The organism is Streptomyces sp. E11-3 (assembly GCF_046540415.1).
Classification (GTDB): domain Bacteria; phylum Actinomycetota; class Actinomycetes; order Streptomycetales; family Streptomycetaceae; genus Streptomyces.
Map to the genome: position 1 here is coordinate 1 of NZ_JAZGRL010000102.1, position 2478 is coordinate 2478.

The window sequence follows — 2478 nt, forward strand, 5'->3', positions numbered from 1 at the left end:
GGCGCTGCGCCCGCGCTCCGCGCGGACGACGGGGGTTCAAAGACAGGCTCTCAGCGCGCCGCCGCCACCCGGAACCTGATCCCCGCGGCCTGCAGCCGTTCGATCAGCGCATCGCCCATCGCCACCGCCGTGGTGACCTGCCCCGCCGTGTCGGGCAGATCGTCGAAGGCCAGGCTGAGGGCCGACTCGGCGAGGATCTTCGCCGTCTCGTCATAGCCGGGGTCGCCGCCGCTGACCTCGGTGTACACCCGCCGCCCGCCGCCGTCGCCGACGAACCGCACCGAGAACCAGGACTTCGCCCGCTGTCGCTCGTCGGGCCCCTCGCCCGGCTTGACCCGGTTGCCCAGCCACCGCCTGGCGGGTGGCAGCTGGGCCGCCGCGAAGAGCGCGCCCACCGCGGCCGCCCCGCCCACGGCGACCGGCAGCGATTTCACGGCCGCGTACTCCCGGTAGCGGAAGTCGGGGCCGTACCGCTCCAGGGCGCGGGCCGAGCGCTGGACGATCTGCGCGTCGAGGGTCGGCAGCGGCAACGCCCAGGCGTCGACCTCCTTGGCGTACCGCGGCGTGCCGACCGGGGCGTAGGCCTTGCGCCCCACCGGCCGTGGCTCGTGCCGCCGTCGCTCCTGCCGTGCGGCAAGCGTCTCCCGTCCGCGCGAGAAGGCGGTGAGCGTGGAGGCGAACGTCCCACCGGAGAACGTCGCATGCGTACGGACGAAGCCGTCGACCCGCAGCGGCACCCCTTCCGGCAGCTGCCGCACGGTGAAATACGCGCCCAGATCATGGGGAACCGAGTCGAACCCGCACGCGTGCACCAGCCGCGCCCCGGTCTCCCGCGCGCGAGCGTCGTGCCGCACGTACATCAGGTCCACGAACTCGGGCTCGCCGGTGAGATCCAGATAGTCCGTGCCGCTGTCGGCGCAGGCCGCGACGAGCTCCTGCCCGTAGGTGATGTACGGGCCGACCGTGGTGGCCAGCACCCGCGTCTGCCCGGCCAGCTCCCGTAGCGCGGCCGGGTCGTCGGCGTCCGCGCGCAGCACCGGAAGATCCGTGCATGCCTTGTCGATCCCGGTCAGCCGCTCCCGTATCCGCTGGAGCTTCTCCTCGCTCCGCCCGGCGATCGCCCAGCGCAGCCCTTCGGGCGCATGCGCGGCGAGGTACTCCGCGGTGAGCGTGCCCACGAACCCGGTGGCCCCGAAGAGCACGATGTCGTACGGGCGGCCTGTCCTGTCGTGACGGTCCTGCCTGTCCTGGCTGCTCATGACACCCCTCGGTCCTGGCTGGGCCACTGTCGGTGCCAGAGACTAGCCTGAGGGATTTCTAAGCGCTTGCTCGCCGGGTCTTGTGCAGAGTGGAACACGTTCTTAACATCGCTGATGTTACATCAGTTGTGTCACAGTGCTGGGGGCTTGATGACAGGAACAGACACAGGGCCAGGTGCGGGGTCCGGACCAGCGCCGGGAGGCGGCCCCCTGGCCGGAATCCGGGTGCTCGAACTGGCCGGAATCGGACCGGGCCCGTTCGCCGCCATGCTGCTCGCGGACCTCGGCGCCGACGTCGTACGCGTGGACCGGCCCGGCGGCGCCGGACTGGCCATCGACCCGGCGTACGACGTCACCAACCGCAACAAGCGCTCGGTGCTGATCGACCTCAAGTCGGAGCACGGCCCCGCTCACGTCCTGGACCTGGTCGAACGCGCCGACATCCTGATCGAGGGCTTCCGCCCCGGCGTCGCCGAGCGCCTCGGCGTGGGCCCCGAGCAGTGCACGGCCCGCAACCCGAAACTCGTCTACGGACGGATGACCGGCTGGGGCCAGGAGGGGCCGCTCGCCCAGCGCGCCGGGCACGACATCGCGTACATCGCGATCACCGGCACCCTCGGCATGATCGGAAAGCCGGACGAGCCCCCGGCCGTCCCCGCCAACCTCGTCGGTGACTACGCGGGCGGCTCGCTCTATCTCGTCGTCGGCGTGCTGGCCGCACTGCAGCACGCCCGTACGACGGGCGAGGGACAGGTCGTGGACGCGGCGATCGTCGACGGCGCGGCCCATCTCTCGACGATGATCCACGGCATGCTGGCGGCCGGCGGCTGGCAGGACCGGCGCGGCGCCAACCTGCTGGACGGCGGCTGCCCGTTCTACGGCAGCTATCAGACGTCCGACGGCGGCTACATGGCTGTGGGTGCCCTGGAGCCGCAGTTCTACGACGAGTTCGTGACCGTACTCGGCATCCAGGACGAGGCGCCCGCCCGCAAGGACTTCGCCCGCTGGGACGACCTGCGGACCGCGATCACCGCACGCTTCAAGGCGAAGACCCGCGCCGAGTGGACCGCGCTCTTCGAGGGCTCGGACGCGTGCGTGGCGCCCGTCCTGTCCCTGGGCGAGGCCCCCGCCCATCCGCATCTCGCCGCCCGCGCCACCTTCACCGACCACGGCGGCATCACCCAGCCCGCCCCGGCCCCGCGCTTCTCGGCGACCCCCA

At 72.1% G+C, this 2478-nt stretch carries 2 protein-coding genes; one reads left to right on the forward strand and one right to left on the reverse strand.

The genetic code is table 11. The annotated features are described in order from the left end of the window. Positions 1-50 precede the first annotated feature (50 nt). Positions 51-1259, reverse strand: a complete 1209-nt coding sequence (locus U9R90_RS35485) for a saccharopine dehydrogenase family protein (protein WP_411061558.1) — start codon at positions 1257-1259, stop codon at positions 51-53. A 150-nt stretch (positions 1260-1409) separates the two neighbouring features. Between U9R90_RS35485 and U9R90_RS35490 the strand changes: the two genes are divergently transcribed. Beyond that, on the forward strand, positions 1410-2478 hold a 1069-nt coding region (locus U9R90_RS35490; RefSeq protein WP_411061559.1), incomplete at its 3' end, for a CaiB/BaiF CoA transferase family protein.